The organism is Frankia sp. CcWB3 (genome assembly GCF_977927595.1).
On the sequence record NZ_CDWRCK010000251.1, the window covers coordinates 1 to 6088 of the forward strand.

2 protein-coding genes and 2 pseudogenes are annotated in these 6088 nt (G+C 71.1%); all 4 read right to left on the bottom strand.

Going from position 1 to position 6088, the window contains the following annotated elements:
- A partial coding sequence (locus tag ACY5KJ_RS16660) for a beta-ketoacyl synthase N-terminal-like domain-containing protein (RefSeq protein WP_462203803.1) occupies positions 1–3672 on the bottom strand: 3672 nt, incomplete at its 3' end.
- A gap of 524 nt (positions 3673–4196) precedes the next feature.
- A pseudogene (locus ACY5KJ_RS16665) lies at positions 4197–4448 on the bottom strand (SGNH/GDSL hydrolase family protein); the annotation flags it as partial.
- Positions 4449–4506: 58 nt separating this feature from the next.
- A pseudogene (locus tag ACY5KJ_RS16670) lies at positions 4507–4854 on the bottom strand (GDSL-type esterase/lipase family protein); the annotation flags it as partial.
- Positions 4854–5990 (bottom strand): NAD(P)/FAD-dependent oxidoreductase, encoded by a 1137-nt coding sequence (locus ACY5KJ_RS16675; protein ID WP_462189025.1) that lies wholly within the window; start codon positions 5988–5990, stop codon positions 4854–4856. The pseudogene ACY5KJ_RS16670 and the gene ACY5KJ_RS16675, both read right to left, overlap by 1 nt.
- Positions 5991–6088: the final 98 nt, after the last annotated feature.

The window sequence follows — 6088 nt, forward strand, 5'->3', positions numbered from 1 at the left end:
CTCAATAACCGACACGTCGACGCCCGCCGTCCCCGCCGGCGGGGCAATCCCAGCGGTGGCCGGCTGCGACCCCACGGTCGCCGGGGCCGCGGACGGAACGGTCACCGGAGGCACGGGCGGGGCAGCCGCGATCGCACCCGCCGGACGCCCGTTGCTGTTCCCGGCGCCGGGGATCGAGAGCGGGACGGCCGGCAGCCCGGGCGCCGGGATTCCCGGCGTGCGCAGATCGCCCGTCGTTCCCCGTCCGTACAGGTCCGTCGGTTCCGTACCGGTGGTGAGCGCGCCGCCGTTGCCGTACTCCAGGTCGGTCAGGGACGCCAGGATCTCGTTGACCCGGATATGGGCCTCACCCACGGCCAGGCTCTGCCGGGTCACGGCGTCGGCAGCGGCCCGGATCTCCTGGCCCGCCCCATTGCCCGCGGGGGCCGCGCGAAGGACCTGCACGAGGCCCTCGGCGACCCGGAGCTGGGTGTCGAGGAACTGGGAGTGCAGGGCCAGATGGTCGCGGGCGACCTCGCTGATGCCGGCGACCTCACCGGCGCTCGGGGCCGGGGCCGCCAGGGTGGCTGCCGCTACCGGAGCGGGCGCTACCGGGGCGATGGCCATCGGGACAGATACCGCCCGGGTGGGCGCCGGTGCCGGCTGGGTGGGTACTGGCTGGGTGGGCGCCGGTGCCGCTTCGAGGATGCGCCGCTCGGTGGCGGCGGTCGGCGTCGCTCGCGCCGGGTCGAGCCCGCCGCCGGCGCCCCGGCCGGACGCGGCCGGGGCGTCTTCGAGCGCCGTGGCGGCCGACTTCCGCGGCCGGACGGCCGCGGCGGCCGCGAGCGTGACCAGCGCGTCGGCGTAGGCGCGACGGCGAGGCTCCGAGACGTGGTCCGCCCCGGTCAGCGCAACCGTCATCCCGGCCGGCTTCACCTGCTGCGGCAGCGGGGCCGTATAGCGGTTGAGCCCGCTAAGCTCGACGCCGAGCACCGCGAGGCGCACGGCCGCGGTCATCAGAGCCACCGCACCGTCGCCGTCGCGACCGGCGTCGGTGGGGATCGCCACGACCTCGTCGCCGAGGGTGCGCCGGACCAGGCCGGTCAGCACCTGGCTCGGCCCGATCTCGACGACCACCGTCGCGCCGTCCGCGCGCAGGGCCTGCAGCCCGGCGACGAACTCGACGGGGTTGCCCAGCTGCCGGGTGAGGACCCGGCGGTTCTCGGCGGGGTCGTCGCCGTACCGGGCGCCGGCGGTGTTGGCGTGCACCGGCACGGCCGGCGATCCGATTTCGGTGACGTCCACGGCGGCGGCGAAGTCGTCCACCGCGTGCCCGACGAGCGAGGTGTGGAACGCCGCGGCCACGGAGATGCGCCGGGCGTCGAGCCCGCTCGCGGTGGCGGCGGTGACGAACTCCTCGACGGCGGACGTCGGACCACCAACGACGACCTGGTCGGGGGCGTTGTGGTTACACACGACCACGTCCGGGTGCGCGGTCAGCAACTCGGCGACCGCATCGCGGTCGGCGCGGACGGCGGCCATGGTGCCGGGGTCGAAGCCGGGTTCGTCCGGCGGGGCCATGGCCTGGCCGCGACGCCGGGCGAGCCGGAAGAAGTCGGCGTCGGCGAGGGAACCGGCGGCCCACAGGGCGGTCAGCTCCCCGAAGCTGTGGCCGAGCAGGCCCACCGGGCGCAGTCCCAGCTCCCGCAGGAACCGGAACTGGCCGACGGAGAGCGCACCGATCGCGGGCTGCGCGTACTCGGTGCGCGTCAGGTTCATCTCGTGGTCGGCACGGTCGCCTGGATCGAAGCTCGGCGGTGGGAACACCGCGCGGGCGAGCGTGAGCTCGGCCCCGGCGAAGGTGGCGTTCGCCGCGTCGAAGGCCTCCCGCACCGGCGGAATCTCGACGGCGGCGGTGAGCCCCATGTCGACGTACTGGCTGCCCTGGCCGGCGAAGACGACGCCGACGCGGGGCTGCCCGGCCGCCTGCCGGCGGTAGTGCACCCCGGCGGGATGCGACCATTCGGCGGCGTCGGCTCGCGCCGCGAGCTGCTCGATCGCGATCGTGCGCAGGCGGTCCGCCTCCGCGCCGGTGCGGGCGACGAACCCGACCCGCGCGGCGCTGCCCGGGATGCCCGTGTCACCGTTCGGTTCGGCCTGCCCGCGCACCAACTCGAGGAGCTCCGCGGGCGTCGCGGCATGCCACAGGTGGGCGCGGACGGCACGGTGCGTCGCCCGGGCGGCACGCTTGTCGGCGTCCGGGCGTGCCGTGTCGGGGGTCTCCTCCAGGACGACGTGGAAGTTGGTACCGCCGAACCCCATGGCGGAGGCGGCCGCCCGGCGCCGCCCCACGTCCGGGTCGAGCACCCAGGGCCGGGTACGGGTGCTGAGGTAGAAGGGCGAGCCATCCTGGGCGAGTGCCGGGTTCGGTTCGCGGACGTTGATCGTAGGCGGCAGCACCCGGTTGTACAGCGACAGCGACAGCTTGATCAGGCTGGCCGCGCCGGCCGCGCCCTTGGTGTGCCCGATCTGCGACTTCACACTGCCAATCGCCGCCCGGCCCGGGCGTGCCCCGGCCTCGGCCAGGACGGCCCCGAGCGCGGACAGCTCGGTGGCGTCGCCGACGGCGGTACCGGTGGCATGCGCCTCGAACAGCTCGACGGACGCCGGGCTCACCCCGGCGTCCGCGTAGGCCCGGCGCAGCGCGCGGACCTGGCCCTCCGCGCGCTGCGCGTAGACGCTCTTGAACCGACCGTCACTGGACGACCCGAGACCCCGGATGACCGCGTAGACCCGGTCCCCGTCGCGCTCGGCGTCGGCCAGCCGCTTGAGCGCCAGCATCCCGATGCCCTCGCCGACCAGGGTGCCGTCGGCGCCGGCGTCGAACGGCTGGATGCGGTCGGACTTGGACAGCGCCTGCGTCTTCGAGAAGCACATGTAACTGAAGATCGAGTTTTCGGTGTCACAACCACCAGTGATCATGAGATCGGCACGGTGGTCGATGAGTTCGGCGATGGCCCCGCGGACGGCCGTGAGCCCGCTCGCGCACGCGGAGTCGACCGTGTAGTTCGTGCCTCCGAGGTCAAGCCGGTTGGTGATCCGGCCGGAGACGACGTTGCCGAGCAGCCCGGGGAACGAGTTCTCCTCCCACGGCGGGAACGCGAGCGAGAAGGCCTCCGAGACCGCGGCGGTTTCGGCCTCGTCGAGTCCCGCGGCACGCACGACCTCGCGCAGGACCGGCGTCTCCAGCCGGGCCGCCAGCGGGTGGGCCATCGTGGTGGGGCCAGCCATGCCCAGGATGACCCCGGTGCGCTCGGAGTCGTACCACGCCGACCCCGGTGCGCCCGCGTCGGCGAGCACGTCCCGCGCGACGATCAGGCTGAGCAGCTGCACGACCGCGGTCACGTCCAGCAGGTTGGGCGGAAAGCCGAACTCCACCGGGCTGAACGGGACCTCCGGGAGGAAGCCGCCCCGGCGCGCGTAGGTGTGGTCGGGCACCGTCGCATCCGGATTGTAGTAATCCTCCGGGCGCCAGTGCGTCGACGGCACCTCGGTGACGCAGTCGACGGCGTCGATGACGTTGCTCCAGTACTCCCGCGCGTCGCGCGCCATCGGGAACAGTCCGGCGAGCCCGACAATCGCGATCGGGTTGTTCGCGAGTCGTCGGTCGTCAGGGCGGTCGGACTCGTCCACGTGCTTCTTCCCTTCACTGGCCGGCAGGTCACCACCGCGTGCGGCGGGACCCTGATATGTCGGGCGTGATGTATCCGGCGGAGGTATTCAGGTGTGAGATGTCGGGCGACGCTGGGGTTCCACTGGCTCGGTGGTTCCACGGATTCGGTGGTTCCACGGACTCAATCAGCTCGCGACGGGAACCGGCTCGCCGGGGCGGATCGGCCGGTCCGCTGGAGAGCCCGACGGCCGGCGGGTTGTTCCGGAACAACGCTGTTCCGGAACAACACCGTTCCGAAGCACTGCCGCAGTTCTTCATGGCCGCGACGGCGAACCGCGAGGCCTGGCGACAGTTTACTCGTATCCGATCCGCGCGGGCATCTTGAAACCAGTGTCATCGACGTCCCGTTGTTCCGCAAGAACAACCTGCCGAACATTCGATCGGCCGGGGCAATCGCCGCGGCGGTGCGTCGTGAGATACTTCACTCCCGATCCGACTCGACGTCGGGTCGGAATACGTCGAGGGACCGGTCAACCGAACAGGGTCAGGATGGGACCGGCACCGGGATCCGGGGAGCCGGACGCGACAGGACTTCGCGCACCAACTCCGCGAGGAGACCGGCGACAAATTCGTAGCCGGCCGCGTTGGGATGGTAGTCCCCGGGATTCCACAGTTGGGAATCGTGGGCGCGGTCGACGTGATCGAAATCGACGAGGAGAATTCCGTGATTCGCCGCGGTCGAGCGGACATGGTCGTTCGCCTGCTCGATCCTGGCGCGGAGCACGTCCAGGATCGCCGGCGGCGCCGAGAGCCTGGTGGTGAAGGTCCGGGAAGGTGAAGGTGAACGCGGTGGTTCCCGGGACCGCGAGAGTTGCGACTAGGTGAGTGAAGTTTTGTTCGAACCTGGCCTGCGAGTAGTCCGTGAGCAGGTCGTTGCTGCCCGCGGCGATCCCGACGAGGGCCGCCGAGGCGGAGGCGGCGACGTCGAGCTGCGTGTCGATGACATCCTGCGTCGTCGCGCCGTTCCGCCCCAGATTGAGAACGCGACTGCGCGGGATACCCAGAGCCGCGGCCATTCTGGGCGCCCAGCCGATCCAGGCGCCGTCGGGCGCCGGGTCACCGCGGCCCTCGGCGAAGCTGTCGCCGACCACGGTGAGCATCGGCGACGGCGTCGGACCGCCGATGATCGGTCGACTGTCCATTACACGGCCGCCGCGGCCAACATGATGGACTCGACGTTCTTCGGCGCGAGAAAGACCGACGACGGCACGACACCCGCGATCATTCCGAAGAACTGCGCGCGCGCCGTCTCATTGTTCGGTAGGGCTCGCCACAGCGCCACGAGGTGTGGCGGGAAGTCCAGCTCGCCCAGCGTCGTGGTGAAATTGAACGCACCGGCCGACTCCTCGTCGCGCAACCGCTGATACTCGGCGAGGGCCTCGCCCATGGGCCGGTCGCCACGCAGCGCCTGGTCCACGTGCTCGGTCAGCAGGTCCGCGCAGCGGAAGGCGTCGGTGATGCCCAGACCGGTCACCGGGTCCTTGTGGTAACCAGCGTCCCCGGTCAGCGCCCAACCCGGGCCATAGGACGTGCGGTAGTAGTTGTCCGGGTAACGGATTCCGTAGTAACGGTCCTCCTGGACGACGCCATGGCTGTCGAGATCCTCGGCGAGCTCGGGCGCGACGCTGCGGAAGGTCCGGCGCAGGCTCCCGTCGATGTCGGCGCGGAACTCCTCGAAATCCTCGAGGTTGCGCATCGCGGTGACGAGAGTGAGCCCGTCATGGGTGGGCCAGCCGGCGCACTGCTCACGGTCACCGAACCGGCTGTGGAACTGCCAGTCCAGCCCACTGAAATAGGAGTAGTAGATGAAGCTGGCCGCCGGCACGACCTTGTAGAAGTCGGCTCCCGTGGCGTCCCGGCCCACGATCCCCGCGACCGTGCCGTCGTCGTGGCGGATCAGATCGCGGACCGAGAAGCCCTCCCGGACCTCGACACCCGCCGCGACCGCGCCATCGAGCAGGATCTTGTCCAGCACGATGCGGCGCGGCGCCATCGAGAACGCCAGCCCGTCGATCGGGTCAGCGAACCCGCGGATGACCACACCGAGGTGGGACACCGTCATGTCGGTGATCGGCCGGCAGTTGGTCGCCGTGAGTGCGTCGAGCAGCCCCCACTCCCGCAGACGGAGCAGTGCGGCCTGCTGAAGATAGTGGGTGGAGATCGTGTCGCTGGGAAAGGACACGCGGTCGACGAGCAGCAGCCGGTGACCGCGCCGGGCAAGCAACATCGCCACAGGTGAGCCGGCGCAGCGCGCTCCCACGACAATCACGTCGTACATGGTCGGAGACTCCCTGAAGTATGCCGGTCAACCGATCGTTACACTGACACGACAGGTCCCCGGCGGATGTGTTGTCATTATCCTCCTAGGCATCCTCC

What these genes read in the sequence shown, in the direction of transcription:
- ACY5KJ_RS16675 (WP_462189025.1), bottom strand. Translation starts at nt 5,990, where the DNA reads ATGTACGACGTGATTGTCGTGGGAGCGCGCTGCGCCGGCTCACCTGTG.